Below are 15,408 nucleotides of genomic sequence, written 5' to 3' on the forward strand. Positions count from 1 at the left end.
CCTGCGATGTTGAAAGATCTGCAGAAAACAAGAGCGGATACAACTCCCGGAAAACGGCTTTTGCGCCCATTCCATCAGGGCATCATGCTATGGATAGATGAGCGAGATGCAAGCAAAACAGCCCCTCTGCCGTCTGCCTGTTGTCTGCAAACTGTCTGCGTCTTACACATTCTGTTCCGCCCTTTGCGCGTCCACGGGCTGGCCGTGGCACATCTCCAGGCGGCGAAAGCTTGCGCCTGAACCCCAAGGCAGTCACGGCCACGAAAAAGCGCCTGCGGGGCTGTGAAGCCCGCGCAGGCGCTGGAGTGGAAGAAACAAGGCGCTGGCGCTTATTCCACCTTGGCCTTTTCGCGCAGCTCTTCCTGGTATTTGGCGAGGTTCTGACGCTCCAGCTGCTGCACGACTTGCGGCTTGACCGCTTCAAACTTGGGCAGCTCGGGCGGCGTGGCTTTGCGCACGTCATCCAGGTGAATGATGTGGTAGCCGAACTGGGATTTGACCGGCTCTTGGGTGGTTTCGCCCTTCTTCAGCTTCTGCATGGCCTCTGAAAATTCCTTCACGTAGCTGGAAGGCGAGGCCCAGCCAAGGTCGCCGCCATTGGCGCCGGAGCCGGCATCTTTGGATTGCTTTTTGGCGATGGCTTCAAATTTCTCGCCTTTTTTCAGCTTGGCGATGATGGCTTTGGCCTCGTCTTCCTTTTCCACCAGGATGTGGCGGGCCTTGTATTCCTGGTCGCTGGCAGATTCGCGCTGGAGCTTGGCAATGCGGTCGTATTCGGCGCGCGCCTGCTCGTCGCTGACGGGGTGGGTCTTCTGATAGTTGTCCATCAGCTCGGAGATGAGGATGCTCTCGCGCGCCATTTCCAGGCGCTTGGCGAATTCGGGCTTTTTGTCCAGGCCCAGTTTGGCGGCTTCCTGCAAATAGATTTCGCGCAGGATCAGCTCTTCTTTCATGATCTTGGTCACGTCATCGGGCACGGGGCGGCCCTGGCGCTTGGCCTGATCCTTGAATTGCGTGATCAGTTCATCCAGCCGGGCCTGCGGGATGGGTTTGCCGTTGATGACGGCCACGTTCTGGGCCAAAACGGGCGCGGCCAGCGCGCCTGCGATCAGGGCTGCAATCAGTTTTTTCTGCATTTGAAGCGGGGAAAGGTTGAAGAAAAAAGGAAAAGCGCCGCAGCAAGTGCGGGCGCCGGATGACAACGCAAGCCAAGCTTAGGCTGCCAGAACCTGTTCGCGCCCACGGATAGACCATGAACAGGTTCCAGGTTCATGCGGTCAGTATTTCAATGGCAACCGCATGGACGCCCTCGCCATCGATATAAGGGCGCAGGGCATCATACACAAGGCGGTGGCAGGCCACGCGGCTTTTGCCGGCAAAGGCGGGCGCGGCCAGGCGCACCAGAAAATGCGTGCCATAGCCGCTGCCGTTGGCCCCTGCGTGACCGGCGTGGCGCCAGCTTTCGTCCAGCACTTCAAGCGCAGTGGGGGCCAGGGCCTGGTGCAAGGTTTGCGCCATGCGGCGGGCCAGGGCGTCGGGGGCGTTCATGCGGGGGTGTCCTTTGTTTCCACATTCGTTTCCAGGTAGCGGGCCACGTAAAAGCCCTGACCCACGATGAAAATCAGCGGAAACACAAAGCCCCAGAGCTTGAAGCTGGCCCAGGCGTCGGTGCTGAAAAACAGCGCCACATAGCCGTTGAGCGTAGCCATGAACAGGCAGTAGGCCACCCAGCCCAGGCACAGCTTGCGCCACACGTTTTCAGGCAAGGCCAGCTGGCTGCCCAGCATCATTTGCAGAAAGTTGCGCCCAAAGCCCCAGAGCGCCACGGCCAGGGTCAGCGCCATGCCCGCGTAAAGCACTGTGGGTTTCCATTTGATGAAACGCTCGTCTTGCAGCGCCAGCGTGAGCGCGCCAAACACCAGCACCAGCGCCAGCGTGGCCTTGTGCATGGCGCTGAGCTTTTTGTCCATCCAATACACCACCAGCATTTGCAGCGCGGTGGCGGCCATGAGCACGGCCGTGCCCACGTAAATGCCTTGCAGCTTGTAGGCAATGAAGAAAAAGACGAGGGGGAAGAAGTCAAGCAGGAATTTCATCAGGGCGCGGAGTGTAGAAGAGGCGCGCGGCAGCCCGCAGGCCGTTCATAGAATCGCCGCCGCCTTCCGCACAGTCCAGCCAAGACCGCGCCCAAGTCCGAGTCTGCATCCGCATCCGCCACGCCCGTCTCCCGCTCCGTGTCCGCCCAATACCTGATCGTCACCTTGCTCAACGGCATCAGCTACGGCCTGCTGCTGTTCATGCTCAGTGCGGGGCTGACGCTCATCTTCAGCCTCATGGGCGTGCTCAATTTCGCCCATGCCAGCTTCTACATGCTGGGCGCGTATGCAGGCTGGTCGCTTGCGGGCTGGCTGGGCTTTGCGCCCGCGCTGGCGCTCGCGCCGCTGGCCGTGGGGCTGGCTGGCGCCGCGTTCGAGCGCTGGGTGCTGCGGCGCGTGCATGTCTTCGGGCATGTGCCCGAGCTGCTCGCCACCTTTGGCCTGGCCTACGTGGTGCAGGAAGCCGTGCAACTGGCCTGGGGGCGCGGGCCGCTGGAATTCGCCCCGCCCGCCTGGCTGCAAGGCGCGGCCTTCACGCTGGTCGGCCCCCCGCAACAGGGCCTGCTGGGCCTGCCAGAGCTGCAATGGGTTGCAGGCGCGGCCAGCGCCACGGTCTGCCAGACGGCCATCTGCACCCCTTTTGCCGCCATGCGCGCCTTCATGGCGGCCGTGGCGCTGGGCATGCTGGGCGCGCTGTGGCTGCTGCTGGCGCGCACGCGCCTGGGGCTGGTGGTGCAAGCCGCGCTCACGCACCCGCAGATGGCGCAGGCGCTGGGGCACAACGTGCCGCGCGTGTTCATGCTGGTATTTGGCTGCGGCACGGCGCTGGCGGCGCTGGCGGGCGTGCTGGGCGGCAGCGCCTTCGTCACCGAGCCAGGCATGGCGCAGGCCCTTGGCCCCATCATCTTCGTCGTCGTCATGGTGGGCGGCCTGGGGTCGCTGGCCGGAGCGCTGGCCGCCTCGCTGCTCATTGGCCTGCTGCAAACCGCCGCCGTGGCCGTCAATGCCAGCGTGCTTGACGCGCTCCAGGCCCTGCATCTGGCTCCCGCCGCCAGCGACTCGCCCCTGCTGCGCCTGCCGCTGGCGCAAATCGCGCCCGTGCTGCCCTACCTGCTGCTGGTGCTGGTGCTGGCCATCCGCCCGCAAGGGCTGATGGGGCGCAGACAGGCATGAAGGCCCCGGGCAGGCAAGCGCAGCCAGCGTGAACGCCGCAGCCCCCAGGCTGCTCCAGCCTGCCGGATGGCATCGAAAACAGGAGCAAATCTGAAGGGGTGAAATGCCATTCCGCGCAGATTCCACTAGGACATCCAGCTATAAATACAGGAGCTGAATGAGGCATGTTTTCTCCGTCTTCCCCTCCTCATTCCAAACCGCTTTTCCCCCTCAAAGCCCCCGCAAGGGCTGCGGCAAAAAGTTGAACGCCTGAAAATCGCACAACGTAACAAATAATATGTTTTTGCAAACCAATCAATCGCAATGAAACATATTGATTGTGGGAAGTTGGTATTACGTATATCCTTCGGCCTGCCCGAATGTCAGGGTTTTTCATCAAGGAGCAATCATGGCCACGAACGGCATATCCAGCACTGCCTCCCGCAGCAGCTTTCAATCCTTGCCCGATGCGCCCCAGCCGCATCCCACCGGCGCAGATAGCCCGCAGCCAGCCTCCAGCCCATCCACGCCCGGCAACAGCCAGACGCTCACGCGGATGGCGCGCGATGCCCGCCCGCCCTTGGCTGGCCAGCAGCAAGCCGCAGCGGCAAACGCCAAAGGCGCGGCAACCGGCGCCTCCCAGCTCAACATTGACGACAAAGGCCACGTCCAGCATGAAAGAGTCCTGCTGAAAACGCCGGCAGGGCGCGAAACCATCAGCCCGAAGATTGAGCGCGAGGAAATGCCAGAGGTGAATGGGTTAATTGTCCACCAGACGAACTCGCCATCGGTTTCTTCCACCCTGAATAGTTATGCACAGGACGAGGCCAATGGCGCGCACTTTCTGATTGACAAGGACGGAACCATTTATCAGACGGCTTCGCTGAAGCGGAAAACAAACCATGTGGGGCCACTTAGAAGCCGCTGCGCACAAGAAAAGAGTTGCTCGCCTGAAGAAACGAAGCTGAATGAAAAACACAACCCTACAAAAGAAAACCAGCGGGAAAGCAAGAAACCAGCGGGGGAGCGCTTCCCCTCCAATAGCGACTCCATTGGAATTGAACTGGTAGGCATGGCTTACAAGGCCAAAAGTCATCAGGAAACCCGTAATCCGGATGGCAGTTTCAACTTCCTGATTACCACCACCACAGACGGGAAGACGCTGAAATATGAAAATCTGTCGGCTGATGCTGCTAGCCAGATGAGGCACGAAATTAAAGAAAGCAAAACCAAGGATAAATATTTGGTATTTGAGCAAGTTACAACCCAGCAGAATGAGTCCCTTCAATGGCTGACGCAGCAGCTACGCAGCGAATTTTCAATACCAGAATCGGAAGTTTTTGCTCATCCAACGGTTTCCCGTAAAACAGGTTCGGAAGCGCTGACAGCCCGATGGAGATAAAACGTCATGAATTTCAAATGGCTAGTCTGCCTGCCTTTCATTCTGACGTCTGGCAACATATCTTTGGCCCAGCAAATGACTATCCATGATTCCTGTGTAAAAGTCTTGGAAGAGGACTTTGCTGACGATAGGATCACGCTATGCCCCTCGTCACTGCCGCCCATCAAGATCATTCACGTGGAAGGCAGCAGTGGTGATGCAAAGGCGCAAGAGCCAGACTGCAATACATTCAGGCCAGATGCCGCTACAGTGCGGCGCTATTTCTCGAAAGCGCAGCAAATCAGTGACCAGGACTGGATGCATAAGCTCATTTGGATTACATGCGAGGCTTCTGGCTCAATGACGCTGGAAGATGGACGCAAAGCGCGCTGGGGCCTTAGCCCCAACCGCTCGGCACTCGTCACTATTGAAGGAGAGCCATACCAGAAATTCTTCCTCTTTTGCTCGAAAGCAGATTGCGGTTTCCCGCCATTCTGGTAACAAGCGGCTATCTCAACAATTGCCTTCAAGCGCAGTGCATGAAGGCAATTTGTTTTGGAGACGATGAAACGCATAAGCCCCAATGCCCCGCCAGGAATCCGCGCGGTGAATATTCAATACCAGGATCGGAGGTCTTCGCTCATCCAACAGTTTTCCGCAAAACAGGTTCGGAAGCGCTGACAGCTCAATGGAAATAAACCATCATGAATTTCAAATGGCTAGTCTGCCTGCCTTTCATTCTGACGCCTAGCGCTTTGTCCTTGGCCCAAGAAATGCCTGTTCATGATGCCTGCGTAGATATATTGGAAGAGGACTTTGCAGACGACACGATCACGCTATGCCCCTCGTCACTGCCGCCCATCAAGACCATTCAGGTGGAACGTTATAGTGAGAGCAAAAAGGGATTAGGGGAGCCGGATTGCAATACATTTCATCCGGATGCCGCTACGGTGCGGCGCTATTTCTCAAAAGCGTGGCAAATTAGCCGCTGGGACTGGACGCATAAGCTAACCATGATTTCATGCAGCGCTTCTGGCTCCATGACGCTGGAAGATGGGCGCAGAGCGCGCTGGGGTATTAGCCCCAACCGTTCAGCTCTCATCAGAATTGATGGAGGAGACTATCAGGAATACTTCTTCTTTTGCTCGAAAGCGGATTGCGGTTTTGCGCCATTTTGGTGAATGAAATGGCAGGCGTCTGCAAATGCGTTCACGCATGTTTGCCGGCATCTTTTTTCATTTTCCGCTGTGCAGGCGTTGCATTGTGAGCGGCGCCTATTGTGAGTGGCGCTTATTGCGGCCCGCTTCATTGGCCTGCTTGACTGCCGCCGTGCTTTTCGTCCGCCGGAAAAACGGATCAGGAGACAAGGCGCAAACGACAGGCATGCTGCATTGTTTTGCTCCTTTCTTCATAGTATGATGTCCTAGTGGAAACTGCGCGAAGCGGCACTTTGAGGCCTTTGAATTCGCTCTTGTTTTTGATGCGTTCTGCGCCTGGGTGCGTGATGGTGAGCGGCTGTCAAGCCGCTTGCATGTCTTGGAAGGCTGGTTATTTTCAGAACCTGCGCGCAGCCGGTTTGTGGGCGCGAAAGCGCGGATTGGGGCGCTCTATTGCATTGAAACATTGAAAAAGTCGCCCTTGGGCGGCTTTGGCATGCGCATGGGCGGGAAGGCAGGCCGGGCGCTTTACCAGATTTGCCACCAGGGCTTGCTTTTGGTTTTGACGCTGCCGCCCGGGTAGTTGAGTTCCAGCACGCGGCGGGCGTCGTCGCGCAGGTCGGTCATGCCCAGCTTGTCGTAGGAATCGGCCAGGATGTGCAGGGCTTCTTCCAGGGCGGGGGCGTCGCGGTAGTCCTTGAGGGCCTGCTGGGCGCGGTTGATGGCGGCCACGTAGGCGGCGCGGCGGTAGTAGTAGCGGGCCACGTGCACTTCGTACTGCGCCAGGGCATTGACGGTGTAGCGCATGCGCGCGCGGGCGTCGGGCGCGTAGCGCGAGTCAGGAAAGCGGGTGACGAGTTCGCTGAAGGACTCATACGCTTCCTTGGCCGCTTTCTGGTCACGCTCGGAGAGGTCTTGTCGCGCGATGGAGGCAAACAGCCCCATGTCGTCGTTGAAATGGATGACGCCCTTCATGTAAAGCGCGTAATCCAGCGCGGGGCTGGCCGGGTGCAGGCGGATGAAGCGGTCAAGTGTGCCCACGGCTTCGGCCTTGTCGCCGTTTTTGAACTGGGCGTAGGCTTTTTCCAGCTGCGCCTGCTGGGCCAGCGGCGTGCCGGCGGCGCGCCCTTCCAGCGTTTCAAGCATGGGAATGGCCTTGTCGTAGCTGCCCGCGCTCATTTCTTCCTTGGCTTCGGAGTGGATGCGGCCCGGACTCCAGTTTTCCATGTTGTTGCCCGATTTGGAGGCGCAGCCAGCCAGCGCGGCGGCAAGGGCTGCGGCCAGGGCGGCTGCCGATAATCTGGCGTAGAAATTCACGGGTCTTTCCCCTCTTGAGACGAAGCTGAAACGAAACGATGGAGTCTATCGCGCCCCTTGCATCCACTCTTGCGCCCGCCCCTGAAGCCGCTTTTGATGCAGTTTTTGATGCCGCCAGCGCTGCGGACAGCGTTGCGGATGACGCGCAGGAGGACGGCGCGGCGCTGGCCGAAGAGCGCCAGCTGGCCGTGCCCGCCGCCTGGCATGGCCAGCGGCTGGACCGCGCCCTGGCCGCGCTGGCGCCCGAGTTTTCACGCAGCTACCTCAGCCAGTTGATCCATGAGGGCGCCGTCACGCTGGCGGGCTGCCCGGCCCTCAAACCCGCCCGGTGCGTCAAGGCGGGCGAGCCGCTGACCCTCACGCTGCGCCCCACGCCGCAGGCGCAGGCTTTCACCGCGCAGGCCATGCCGCTGGCCGTGCTGCATGAAGACGAGCACCTGCTCGTGCTGAACAAACCCGCCGGCCTGGTGGTTCACCCCGCGCCCGGCCACTGGAGCGGCACGCTGCTCAATGGCCTGCTGGCCCACGGCCCGGCTTTTGCCCGTCTGCCGCGCGCGGGCATCGTGCACCGGCTGGACAAAGACACCAGCGGCCTGATGACCGTGGCCAAAACCCGCCCGGCGATGGATGCGCTGGTGGCCGCCATCGCCGCCCGGCAAGTGAGCCGCGAATACCTTGCGCTGGCCCATCGTTCATGGCAAGGCGCGGCCCAGCGCGTGGTGGAGGCCCCCATTGGCCGCGATCCGCGCCACCGCCAGCGCATGGCCGTGGTTGATCTGGCCCGGCACGCAGGCAAGCCCGCGCTGACCACTTTCACCCTGCTGGGCAACGCGCCGCATGAGCCAGGCTGCCTCGTCCACGCCCGCCTGGGCACGGGCCGCACCCATCAAATTCGCGTGCACATGGCGCACATCGGCCATCCGCTCGTGGCTGACGCGCTCTACGGCGGCGCGCCCGCCGCAGGCATGGCCCGCCAGGCCCTGCACGCCCGCCGCCTGGCGCTGGCCCACCCCGTCACCGGCGAGCCGCTGGCTTTTGAAGCCCCCCTGCCTGCCGACATGGCCGCCGCCCTGGCCGCCTGGGGCCTTGCGCAATGCCTGCCTGGATGAAAGACGAAGCCAATAAACAAGATGGAGGCTGGCAAAACAAAAACCAGCCATTTTGATTGACGCTGTTATTTTCTGCCGTTCGGCATATATCCTTGAAAATCAGGCAGGCACATGGAGCGGCAATTCGGGCAGACCTAATCGGTTGGATTCAATTTAACGGATTTGCGCACGATTGATTTCATGCCGCCATCATCATGGCAATCCAGCATCAAACGGCAACGGGCAACAACCAGCAAAACCCGGCATTTCCATATCGCTTCCCATGCCAGTTCATCTGACCAACGAGTTAATGCCGGGCGGCTCGCGCCTGTTTTTCACATGGCCGCAAAACTGCTCGCCGCTGCGCCTGTTGTGGCTCATCGTGCGTTTGCCCGCGCTGCCCACCGCCTATCTTCCTGACCTGGTGACAGGCGAGACATGGATCGACTGGCGCTGGCGCGGCCATCGGTTCAGCGCCCACAGCATTTATGGCGATTTCCTCTTTTTTTCCGAAAACCCGGATTGCCCTGAAACGCTGCTGCGCACGCTGGCGGAATATCTTGCCGCGCAGATACCTCCAGATATTCCGCAGATCAAATCAGGCGGATAAATGGCGGCGTTGTGGAATGGAAAATAACCAGAATAGGCGATCACATCCTGACGCTGACGCCAGTGAAAGAAATTCAGCGTGCCAGCAAAAATGCGCGCCAGGGCGGTTCAGCGCTGGCTGTGCCCCAATTCCATGACGCCTTGCGCAAGAGTGCTGGGCGGCAGCGCCCCAGCATCAAAGAGTGCTTCAAGAGCTTGGCAGCAAGGGTCGGAGGTCTTGCCTCTGGAACCCGTTCAGCGTCTGGCCGCGAGGGGCGGGCCGGGATGGGCACAAGGCCGCAGACGGCCCCGGGCTGCGCGCCGCTTGGGCGGACGGCAGTTTTTCGCTCTTTTATCCATAGCGCGAGGTCCTAGTGGAATGGGCGCAAACGCCGTTTTTACCGGTCCTGAATCCGCTCCTGTTTTTGATGTTCTGGCAAGCCGCCCCCGGCCTGGCCGCAGGCAAGTTCACGGCTCCTTCAGCCCGCGCGTCATCCACACTGCGGCCGCGCCGAAGCTGGCCAGCGGCTGGGGCGGCGCGGCGGGGGTGAAGCCGTGGCGCAGCCACCAGGCATCGGCGCCCTGCACGGCCACCAGCACGGCTTGCCGCAAACCGGCCGCGCGGGCGTTTTGCAGCACCTGCCGCAGCAGCAGGGCCGCCAGCCGCTGGCCGCGATGCGCGGGCGCAATGGCGAAGTCGTGCAGATACACGCAGTCTGGCGCGCAAGGCACGGCTGCCGCCTCCGCGCCGTCGGTTGAAGTGCTCGCGTGGTTCCACTGCGGCGCGCGGCTGCTGTGCCAGGGCAGGGCGATGGCGTAGCCGCGCAGGGCCTCGCCGCCGCCAGCGGCTGGCGGCGCGCCCAGGCCCAGGCACAGGTTGCGGCCCGCTGCCATCTTGGCGGCCAGCACGTGGGCGCTTTCCAGCAAGTGCGGCCCGTAGGCGCTGGCTTGCACGGCCATGACGGCTTCAATCGGCCAGTGGTGCAGGGGGCACAGGTTCATGGGGGCGGCTGTTTTCCGGTTTTTGTCATCTGTTCACAGGCTGGCCGCAGACACGCGGCAAAGCGCGGCAAAGCGCCCGGAGCGGCGCTTTTTGCGCCCACGGCCAGACTTTGAACAGAGGCTTCTCAAATGCCCGCCTGCCTGAAGAGGGGTTCAAGGCTGGCGGCGTAGAAATCGATGAAGCCGGACGCCACGGGCTGCGCCTGGCCGCTGGCCCAGCGGATGACGGGCGGCTCGCTGCCGCCCTGGGCGTCCAGGCACAGCGGGGCCTGGTCGGCGGCGTCGCGCTGAATGGCGATGTAGCGCCCGGGCATGCCGTGCGCGCGCCAGTGCAGGGTGTCGCCGAGGATGGAGCCTCGATTGCGCGCCAGCGGGTGCAGCGGGTCAATGCCCGACAGGGGCAGGCTTTTGAGTCCGCCGCCGCCGCGCAGCAGCAAAAACTCGCGCAGCGCGCCAGCAATGGGCTGGCCCAGCGCGTTTTCCACTTGCGCGATGGCTTCGGGCGTGGCGCGGCGCGGCGCCCAGATGACTTGCTCATTGGGCAGGATGAAAGGGGCCTGGTTGAGGCGCTCGATAAGGCCTTGCAGCGTGGGGGAGGTCATGGTTTCTTGTGTGCCAGTGGCCCCCGCCGCCACCCGCATGGATTCCGCCATGCGGAGCGGAAGGCTGGGGGTTTTAAAAGAGGAGCAAATTCAGAGGGTTGAAAACGGCGCCAGCGCACGTTTCACTAGGACTTCATGCTATGAATCAAGGAGCATTTTCAGGCGCTGGCCGCCATGCCTTTCAGGGCCTGTTTGCGGCCCCCTGCGGCCAGATCATGAATCTCACACCAGCGGGGCGCGGGCGGGCAGCTGGGCGATTTCGTCTTCAGTGACGGCGCGCGCCTCGCCTTCGAGCAGGATGGGAATGCCGTCGCGCACGGGGTAGGCCAGGCGGGCGGAGCGGGAGATGAGTTCGTTTTGGCCGCGCACGTAGTCCAGCGGGCCTTTGGTGACGGGGCAGACGAGCAGGGAAAGGAGCTTGGGGTCCATGCCGGTTTTCCTTCAGGGCGGTGAAAGGGGCGATTGTGGCAAGGCGGCATCGGGCCGGGCCTCCATCTGACCGCCGGGCGGCGGGGGCAGCAGCGCGTCCAGCGCGTCAAAAAAGGCGGCGGGCGCTTGCAGCCGCAGCGGCACGGCCAGCGCGTGCGGGGCATGGGGCCAGAGCTTGGCGGCGTCTTTTTCCGTGCATAGCAGCGGCAAGGCCGCTTCTTGCGGCGGCAGCGGCGGCAGGCGCTCCAGCGGGGCGTGGTCGGGCAAGGCGATGGTGCGCGCCAGCGTCAGGCCCTCGGCGCGGAGCATGTCGAAAAAAGCCTGCGGGCGGGCAATGCCCGCCAGCGCCACCACGCTTTGGCCGCGCAAGCGGGCCAGCGGCACGCCCTGGCCATTGGCGCGGCAGGCGCTGGATGCCAGGCGGCGCGTGGCGGCAAAAGCGGGGCAGGGCAGCCCGGCAGCGGCCAGGCTGATGCGGCCTTCGGTAAACAGCGCCAGGCTCACGGGCCGGGGCCAGGCTTCGCGCAGCGGCCCGGCGGGCAGCAGCCAGCCGTTGCCGATGCCACGGCCATCGAACACGCAGATTTCCACGTCGCGCGCCAGGGCGTGGTGCTGAAGGCCGTCGTCACACAGCAAGATGTTCACTTGCGGGTGCGCGGCCAGCAGCGCGCGGCCCGCTTCGGCGCGGCAAGGGGCCACCTGCACGGGCACGCCCGCGCGGCGGCGCAGCAGCAAAGGCTCGTCGCCCACCTCGCGCGGATCGCTGCCGGGCTGCACGGGCAGGCAGGCCCGGCTGGCGCGCCCGTGCCCGCGCGAGACGATGCCGGGCCGCCAGCCGCGCGCCAGCAGGTGCTGCGCCACAGCCAGCGTGGCAGGCGTTTTGCCCGCGCCGCCTGCCACCACGTTGCCAATCACGATGACCGGCACCGGCAGGCGTTGCGGCACGGCCCGCGCCTGCCTCAGCGCCGCCAGCGCGCCATACAGCCGCGAAAGCGGCCAAAGCGCCACCGCCAAAGGCCCGCGCCGCTGCCAGGCGTCGGTGAGGGTGCGTTCAAGAGCGGCGCGCATGGAGCGAGGGTGCGAAAGTGAAGCGGGAAATGGAGCGGGAAACAGGGCCGCAACGAGGGCCGCAACGAGGGCCGGGCCGCCATGCGGGCGCGAGGCTGGCAGGGCGGTGCGCGGCGTGGCGAATCTTCGCCGAGCGAAAGAAAGGGGACGCGCCTGGGTAGCCTGATGCCATCAAAAAAAGGAGCTGATTTGATGGGGTCAAAATGCCGTCTCGCGCAGTTTCCACTAGGACGTATTGCTATGGTTTAAAGAGCGAAAATAAGCACATATTCAGCTTGGCTGGCACGTGCTGTTGCTCTGTTTCGTCTCGATTCGCTCTTTCTCCTTATCCCGGATGGAACTCAGGGCTGCGCAAAGCGCTGGCGCACGGCGGCTTCAATGCCTTCGGCGTTCAGGCCGTGCAGGGCCAGGAGCTGGGCGCTGTCGCCGTGGTCGATGAAGCGGTCGGGCAGGCCCAGGTGAAGGATGGGGCGGGTGATGCGCATGGCTTGCAGCGCTTCGGCGGCGGCGCTGCCCGCGCCGCCTGCGATGCAGCCTTCTTCAAGGGTGACGAGGGCTTCGTGCGCTTCGGCCGCTTCGCGCAGCAGGGCCAGATCGAGCGGCTTGGCCCAGCGCATGTTGATGACGGTGGCGTCCAGCTTTTCAGCCGCTTGCAGGGCAGGGTAGAGCAGGGTGCCGAAGGCGAGGATGGCGATGCGCCGGCCCTGGCGGCGGGTTTCGCCCCGGCCAAAGGGCAGGGCGGACAGATCGGGCAGGGGCGCGGCGCCCGCGCCTGCGCCGCGCGGGTAGCGCACGGCCACGGGGTGGTTTTGCTCATAGGCGGTGGTCAGCAGCTGGCGGCATTCGCGCTCATCGGCGGGGCAGGCGATGCTGATGTTGGGGATGCAGCGCAAGAAGGCGATGTCGTAGTTGCCCGCGTGCGTGGCGCCGTCTGCGCCGACCAGGCCCGCGCGGTCCAGCGCAAAGACCACGGGCAGGTTTTGCAGGGCCACGTCGTGGATGAGCTGGTCATACGCGCGCTGCAAGAAGGTGGAGTAGATGGCGACAACGGGTTTGAGGCCCTCGCAGGCCAGCCCGGCGGCCAGGGTGACGGCGTGCTGCTCGGCAATGCCCACGTCGAAGTAGCGCGCGGGGTAGCGCTGGTGAAAGGCGACCATGCCGGAGCCTTCGCGCATGGCGGGGGTGATGCCCACGAGGCGCTCGTCTTGGGCGGCCATGTCGCACAGCCACTGGCCGAAAACCTGGGAGAAGGTCTGGCGCGGCGCGGCGGGGGCGACCAGGCCCACGGCAGGATCGAAGCGGCCCGGGCCGTGGTAGGCGATGGGGTCGGCTTCGGCCAGCTTGTAGCCGTGGCCTTTTTTGGTGACGACGTGCAGGAATTGCGGGCCGGACTGTGCGCTCATGAGGCTGCGGATGTTTTCCAGCGTGGGAATGAGCGCGTCCAGGTCGTGCCCGTCAATGGGGCCGATGTAGTTGAAGCCGAATTTCTCGAACAGGGTGCCGGGCGTGACCATGCCTTTGGCGCCTTCTTCCAGGCGGCGCGCCAGCTCCAGCAGCGGCGGCACGGGGCCGAGCACGGTTTTGCCCACGTTGCGGGCGGCGGCGTAGAACTGGCCGCTCATGAGCTGGGCCAGGTAGCGGTTGAGCGCGCCCACGGGGGGGCTGATGCTCATGTCGTTGTCGTTGAGCACGACGAGCAGGCGCGCGTCGCGCTCCACGCCCGCGTGGTTGAGCGCCTCGAAAGCCATGCCCGCCGTCATGGCGCCGTCGCCAATCACGGCCACGGCTTTGCGCGCTTGGCCCTTTTGCCGCGCCGCCAGCGCCATGCCCAGCGCGGCAGAGATGCTGGTGGATGAGTGCGCGGTGCCAAAGGCGTCGTACTCGCTTTCGGCGCGCCTGGGAAAGCCCGACAGGCCGCCCAGCTGGCGCAGCGTGGGCATGCGCGCACGCCGGCCGGTGAGGATTTTGTGGGCGTAGCTTTGGTGGCCCACGTCCCACACCAGGCGGTCTTCGGGCGTGTTGAACACGTAGTGCAGCGCCAGGGTCAGCTCCACCGTGCCGAGGTTGGAGCTGAGGTGCCCGCCGGTGCGCGAGACGTTTTGCAGGATGCACTCGCGCAGCTCGATGGCCAGTTGTTTGAGTTGCGCGCGGGTGAGCTGGCGCAGATCAGACGGGAAATGGACGTTTTCAAGCAGTGTGGGTTTGTCGGTCATGGCTGCCTTCTTGTGAAGCGGCTTTTTTGCGGTGTGGCGCTGCGGCAGGGCGGCTTGCGGGCGTTTTTTGCAGAGGTGGCCCGCTGTGGCCGCACGCTTCAGTGCTGGCGCTGCACCACCTGCCGCGCCAGCGCGTGCAGGGGCTGCGTGTGCGCCAGGCCGCTGGCTTGCAAGGCGTTCAGGGCGTTTTCGGCTTGCGTCAGCAAATCGGCGGCGAGCTGGCGGGCCGCCTCCAGCCCCAGCAGCGAAACGTAGGTGGGCTTGCCCGCTGCCGCGTCTTTGCCCGCCGTTTTGCCCAGCAGGGCGGAATCGGCGGTCACGTCCAGCACGTCATCTACCACCTGAAAGGCCAGGCCCAGGGCCTGACCGTATGCGTCCAGCGCTTGCAGCGCGGCGGCGGGCAGCGGGTGCGCTGCGCAAGCGGCGCCCATGCGCACGCTGGCCAGCAGCAGCGCGCCGGTTTTGCGGCGGTGCATGGCGCGCAGTTCAGGTTCAGTCAGCGGCAGGCCGACGCTGGCCAGGTCAATCGCCTGCCCGCCTGCCATGCCGTCGGCTCCGGCGGCGCGCGCCAGCAGGCGGCACAGCGCGGCCTGCATGTCGGCGGGCATGTCGGCAGAAGCGGCTGCCGAAGGTTCGGGCGTGAGAATTTCAAAGGCCAGTGCCTGCAAGGCATCGCCCGCCAGCAGCGCCTGCGCCTGGCCGAAGCGCACGTGCACCGTGGGCTTGCCACGGCGCAGCACGTCGTTGTCCATGCAGGGCATATCGTCGTGCACCAGTGAATAGGCGTGAATCAGCTCCACCGCGCAGGCTGCGCGCAAGGCCGCCTGCGGCGTGCCCTCCACCGCCTCGCACGCCGCCAGCGCCAGCAGCGGGCGCAAGCGCTTGCCGCCGCCTTGCACCGCGTAGCGCATGACTTCGCCCAGGCCGGCGGGGGCTTGCGCGGGCATCCATTCATCCAGCGCCTGCTCCACGCGCGCCAGTTGCGCGGCCTGCCAGGCGGCAAAGCCGCCTTGCTCCGCGCTCATGCCTCGTCTCCTTGCGTCAGGGGGCGCAGCACATCGCCGTCCAGGCGCTTGACTTGCTCTTCCACCGCTTGCAGCCGCTCGCGGCAAAACGCCAGCAACTGCGCCCCGCGCTGGTATTGCCCCAGCAAGTCTTCCAGCGGCAACTGGCCCGATTCCAGACCCGAGACGATTTGCTCGAGCTGTGCCACGGCCTCTCCATAAGTGGCGGGCAGCGGCGGAGAAGCGGTTTTGCGGGGCGGCATGGCGGCTGGCGGTGATGAGAAGGTAAAGCGGGCAATTGTAGGGACGCG

Annotated in this window: 18 protein-coding genes; 7 read left to right on the forward strand and 11 right to left on the reverse strand. The window is 63.9% G+C overall.

All coding sequences use genetic code 11. The features are described from left to right. Positions 1–329: 329 nt before the first annotated feature. From ADJ79_RS11625 to ADJ79_RS11635, 3 genes are all read right to left on the reverse strand, one after another. Entirely contained in the window at positions 330–1,136 is an 807-nt protein-coding gene (locus ADJ79_RS11625; RefSeq protein ID WP_050716107.1) for a peptidylprolyl isomerase, read from the reverse strand. 133 nt (positions 1,137–1,269) lie between these two features. After that, on the reverse strand, positions 1,270–1,548 hold the full coding sequence (locus tag ADJ79_RS11630) for a BolA family transcriptional regulator (RefSeq protein WP_050716108.1): 279 nt from the start codon (positions 1,546–1,548) through the stop codon (positions 1,270–1,272). Beyond that, positions 1,545–2,096 (reverse strand): septation protein A, encoded by a 552-nt coding sequence (locus tag ADJ79_RS11635; RefSeq protein ID WP_050716109.1) that lies wholly within the window; start codon positions 2,094–2,096, stop codon positions 1,545–1,547. The genes ADJ79_RS11630 and ADJ79_RS11635 overlap by 4 nt, the downstream gene beginning before the upstream one ends. A gap of 138 nt (positions 2,097–2,234) precedes the next feature. Between ADJ79_RS11635 and ADJ79_RS11640 the strand changes: the two genes are divergently transcribed. From ADJ79_RS11640 to ADJ79_RS15040, 5 genes are all read left to right on the forward strand, one after another. Next, a complete protein-coding gene (locus tag ADJ79_RS11640) occupies positions 2,235–3,269 on the forward strand; it encodes a branched-chain amino acid ABC transporter permease (protein ID WP_082203289.1) in 1,035 nt (344 codons plus the stop codon). A gap of 388 nt (positions 3,270–3,657) precedes the next feature. Continuing rightward, a complete protein-coding gene (locus ADJ79_RS11645; RefSeq protein WP_050716110.1) occupies positions 3,658–4,650 on the forward strand; it encodes an N-acetylmuramoyl-L-alanine amidase in 993 nt (330 codons plus the stop codon). A gap of 6 nt (positions 4,651–4,656) precedes the next feature. Next, positions 4,657–5,130 carry a hypothetical protein gene (locus tag ADJ79_RS11650; RefSeq protein WP_156304189.1) on the forward strand — a complete coding sequence of 158 codons (474 nt, stop codon included), beginning with the start codon at positions 4,657–4,659 and terminating at the stop codon, positions 5,128–5,130. A gap of 203 nt (positions 5,131–5,333) precedes the next feature. Continuing rightward, positions 5,334–5,810: a hypothetical protein gene (locus ADJ79_RS14615; RefSeq protein WP_156304190.1), complete on the forward strand. Its 477-nt coding sequence runs from the start codon at positions 5,334–5,336 to the stop codon at positions 5,808–5,810. A 34-nt stretch (positions 5,811–5,844) separates the two neighbouring features. After that, on the forward strand, positions 5,845–6,048 hold the full coding sequence (locus ADJ79_RS15040; RefSeq protein ID WP_172674067.1) for a hypothetical protein: 204 nt from the start codon (positions 5,845–5,847) through the stop codon (positions 6,046–6,048). A 266-nt stretch (positions 6,049–6,314) separates the two neighbouring features. Here ADJ79_RS15040 and ADJ79_RS11655 read toward each other — a convergent pair whose 3' ends face one another. Beyond that, positions 6,315–7,103, reverse strand: coding sequence for an outer membrane protein assembly factor BamD (locus ADJ79_RS11655; RefSeq protein ID WP_082203290.1), 789 nt, complete (start codon positions 7,101–7,103; stop codon positions 6,315–6,317). A 38-nt stretch (positions 7,104–7,141) separates the two neighbouring features. Between ADJ79_RS11655 and ADJ79_RS11660 the strand changes: the two genes are divergently transcribed. Beyond that, positions 7,142–8,212, forward strand: coding sequence for an RluA family pseudouridine synthase (locus tag ADJ79_RS11660; RefSeq protein ID WP_050716112.1), 1,071 nt, complete (start codon positions 7,142–7,144; stop codon positions 8,210–8,212). A gap of 262 nt (positions 8,213–8,474) precedes the next feature. Further along, positions 8,475–8,801: a hypothetical protein gene (locus tag ADJ79_RS11665; RefSeq protein WP_050716113.1), complete on the forward strand. Its 327-nt coding sequence runs from the start codon at positions 8,475–8,477 to the stop codon at positions 8,799–8,801. A gap of 446 nt (positions 8,802–9,247) precedes the next feature. On the opposite strand, the gene ADJ79_RS11670 is transcribed toward ADJ79_RS11665, so the two are convergent. The 7 genes from ADJ79_RS11670 to xseB all read right to left on the reverse strand — a co-directional run bounded on the left by ADJ79_RS11670 (position 9,248) and on the right by xseB (position 15,360). Further along, positions 9,248–9,781 (reverse strand): GNAT family N-acetyltransferase, encoded by a 534-nt coding sequence (locus tag ADJ79_RS11670; protein ID WP_050716114.1) that lies wholly within the window; start codon positions 9,779–9,781, stop codon positions 9,248–9,250. A gap of 125 nt (positions 9,782–9,906) precedes the next feature. Continuing rightward, positions 9,907–10,383, reverse strand: a complete 477-nt coding sequence (locus ADJ79_RS11675; RefSeq protein ID WP_172674068.1) for an SMI1/KNR4 family protein — start codon at positions 10,381–10,383, stop codon at positions 9,907–9,909. 222 nt (positions 10,384–10,605) lie between these two features. Next, positions 10,606–10,812 carry a Trm112 family protein gene (locus tag ADJ79_RS14620; protein WP_050716116.1) on the reverse strand — a complete coding sequence of 69 codons (207 nt, stop codon included), beginning with the start codon at positions 10,810–10,812 and terminating at the stop codon, positions 10,606–10,608. Between the two features lie 12 nt (positions 10,813–10,824). Continuing rightward, the gene (gene lpxK, locus ADJ79_RS11685) at positions 10,825–11,880 is read right to left on the reverse strand and encodes a tetraacyldisaccharide 4'-kinase (protein ID WP_050716117.1); all 1,056 of its coding nucleotides are present in this window, start codon (positions 11,878–11,880) and stop codon (positions 10,825–10,827) included. 341 nt (positions 11,881–12,221) lie between these two features. Further along, positions 12,222–14,093 carry a 1-deoxy-D-xylulose-5-phosphate synthase gene (gene dxs, locus ADJ79_RS11690; protein WP_050716118.1) on the reverse strand — a complete coding sequence of 624 codons (1,872 nt, stop codon included), beginning with the start codon at positions 14,091–14,093 and terminating at the stop codon, positions 12,222–12,224. Positions 14,094–14,191: 98 nt separating this feature from the next. Beyond that, positions 14,192–15,118: a polyprenyl synthetase family protein gene (locus tag ADJ79_RS11695; protein ID WP_050716119.1), complete on the reverse strand. Its 927-nt coding sequence runs from the start codon at positions 15,116–15,118 to the stop codon at positions 14,192–14,194. Continuing rightward, positions 15,115–15,360: an exodeoxyribonuclease VII small subunit gene (gene xseB / locus ADJ79_RS11700; RefSeq protein ID WP_050716120.1), complete on the reverse strand. Its 246-nt coding sequence runs from the start codon at positions 15,358–15,360 to the stop codon at positions 15,115–15,117. The genes ADJ79_RS11695 and xseB overlap by 4 nt, the downstream gene beginning before the upstream one ends. Between the last annotated feature and the right edge of the window lie 48 nt (positions 15,361–15,408).

Source organism: Ottowia sp. oral taxon 894, assembly GCF_001262075.1.
Lineage (GTDB): Bacteria > Pseudomonadota > Gammaproteobacteria > Burkholderiales > Burkholderiaceae_C > Ottowia > Ottowia massiliensis.

Excerpts from the sequence above, each read along its gene's own strand:
- ADJ79_RS11675 (WP_172674068.1), bottom strand. The coding sequence starts at position 10,383 with ATGACCTCCCCCACGCTGCAAGGCCTTATCGAGCGCCTCAACCAGGCC.
- ADJ79_RS11635 (WP_050716109.1), bottom strand. The coding sequence starts at position 2,096 with ATGAAATTCCTGCTTGACTTCTTCCCCCTCGTCTTTTTCTTCATTGCC.
- ADJ79_RS11670 (WP_050716114.1), bottom strand. The coding sequence starts at position 9,781 with ATGAACCTGTGCCCCCTGCACCACTGGCCGATTGAAGCCGTCATGGCC.
- ADJ79_RS11695 (WP_050716119.1), bottom strand. The coding sequence starts at position 15,118 with ATGAGCGCGGAGCAAGGCGGCTTTGCCGCCTGGCAGGCCGCGCAACTG.
- ADJ79_RS11625 (WP_050716107.1), bottom strand. The coding sequence starts at position 1,136 with ATGCAGAAAAAACTGATTGCAGCCCTGATCGCAGGCGCGCTGGCCGCG.
- ADJ79_RS14615 (WP_156304190.1), top strand. The coding sequence starts at position 5,334 with ATGAATTTCAAATGGCTAGTCTGCCTGCCTTTCATTCTGACGCCTAGC.
- ADJ79_RS11650 (WP_156304189.1), top strand. The coding sequence starts at position 4,657 with ATGAATTTCAAATGGCTAGTCTGCCTGCCTTTCATTCTGACGTCTGGC.
- ADJ79_RS15040 (WP_172674067.1), top strand. The coding sequence starts at position 5,845 with ATGTTTGCCGGCATCTTTTTTCATTTTCCGCTGTGCAGGCGTTGCATT.
- ADJ79_RS11645 (WP_050716110.1), top strand. The coding sequence starts at position 3,658 with ATGGCCACGAACGGCATATCCAGCACTGCCTCCCGCAGCAGCTTTCAA.
- lpxK (WP_050716117.1), bottom strand. The coding sequence starts at position 11,880 with ATGCGCGCCGCTCTTGAACGCACCCTCACCGACGCCTGGCAGCGGCGC.
- xseB (WP_050716120.1), bottom strand. The coding sequence starts at position 15,360 with ATGCCGCCCCGCAAAACCGCTTCTCCGCCGCTGCCCGCCACTTATGGA.
- ADJ79_RS11660 (WP_050716112.1), top strand. The coding sequence starts at position 7,142 with ATGGAGTCTATCGCGCCCCTTGCATCCACTCTTGCGCCCGCCCCTGAA.
- ADJ79_RS11630 (WP_050716108.1), bottom strand. The coding sequence starts at position 1,548 with ATGAACGCCCCCGACGCCCTGGCCCGCCGCATGGCGCAAACCTTGCAC.
- ADJ79_RS11665 (WP_050716113.1), top strand. The coding sequence starts at position 8,475 with ATGCCAGTTCATCTGACCAACGAGTTAATGCCGGGCGGCTCGCGCCTG.
- dxs (WP_050716118.1), bottom strand. The coding sequence starts at position 14,093 with ATGACCGACAAACCCACACTGCTTGAAAACGTCCATTTCCCGTCTGAT.
- ADJ79_RS14620 (WP_050716116.1), bottom strand. The coding sequence starts at position 10,812 with ATGGACCCCAAGCTCCTTTCCCTGCTCGTCTGCCCCGTCACCAAAGGC.